At 72.9% G+C, this 962-nt stretch carries 1 protein-coding gene; it reads right to left on the reverse strand.

All coding sequences use genetic code 11. The annotated features are described in order from the left end of the window. Positions 1–926: peptidoglycan-binding protein (locus IE107_RS34485; protein WP_189548278.1), on the reverse strand; the 926-nt coding region annotated here is incomplete at its 3' end. Between the last annotated feature and the right edge of the window lie 36 nt (positions 927–962).

Here is a 962-nt window from a genome sequence, read left to right on the forward strand (position 1 = left end):
CCGACCGGGGCCTTGATACCGGCCGCGGCGAGCTGCGCGAGGGCCTGGCGCTGGGTCAGCTTCCCGCTCGCCGGAGCGGGCGTGGTCGGGGCAGGCGTGGTCGGGGTGCTTGCCTTGGTCCCGTTGATCAGCTTGTTCCACGTCTTCGGACCGATGATCCCGTCCGCGGCCAGGCCGTGGGACCGCTGGAATGCGACGGCCGCGTTCCGGGTGGCCGGACCGAACGCACCGTCGACCGCGATGCGGTGGCCGTACCCGGCGAGCTGCGCCTGGGCGGCCTTGACCGCCGACCCGTTGGAACCGGTGCGCACGGTCCGGGTCAGCTTGTTCCAGGTGTTCGGGCCGATGATGCCGTCGGCGGCCAGGCCGTGGGACCGCTGGAACGCGATGGTCGCGTTCCGGGTGTTCGGGCCGAAGATTCCGTCGGCGGTGACGGACCGGCCGGCCGCGGCGAGCAGGTGCTGGGCGGTGGTGACGTTCACGCCCCGCGCCCCGTTCTTCAGCAGCGGCCACACAGCCGTGGACGGAGCAGACGCCCCCGCACCGGCCCCCGCACCGGCACCGGCACCGGCACCGGTTCCGGCGCCCGTGCCGGGGCCTGTGGGGGTCTGGCCGGGGGCGAGGTGGGCGAGGGCGCGGAGCTGGGTCAGCGTGCCGCGGTAGACGTTGACGTCGGCCTTGCCCCGCAGGCCGGGTAGCGATCCGTTCTCGGTGTACTGCCAGATCGACCAGTACCTGCCGCCGACGGGAGCGGGCTCACGCGTTCCGCTCTCGTAGCGGGGCTGCCACAGCGGGCTGTTGGCCAGGGCACTGGTGTTGCCGCGCAGGCACGTGTCGGCGAAGTCCTTCGACGTGTAGACGATGGGGTTCACCCCGAACGCATGGCGGGCCTTGTCGAGGAACGCGCCGACCTGGGTGTTGTTCACCCCGGCCGGGCACCGGCCGCGGATCTTCTCCAGGTC

The sequence above is a fragment of the Streptomyces gelaticus genome, assembly GCF_014649535.1.
Lineage (GTDB): Bacteria > Actinomycetota > Actinomycetes > Streptomycetales > Streptomycetaceae > Streptomyces > Streptomyces gelaticus.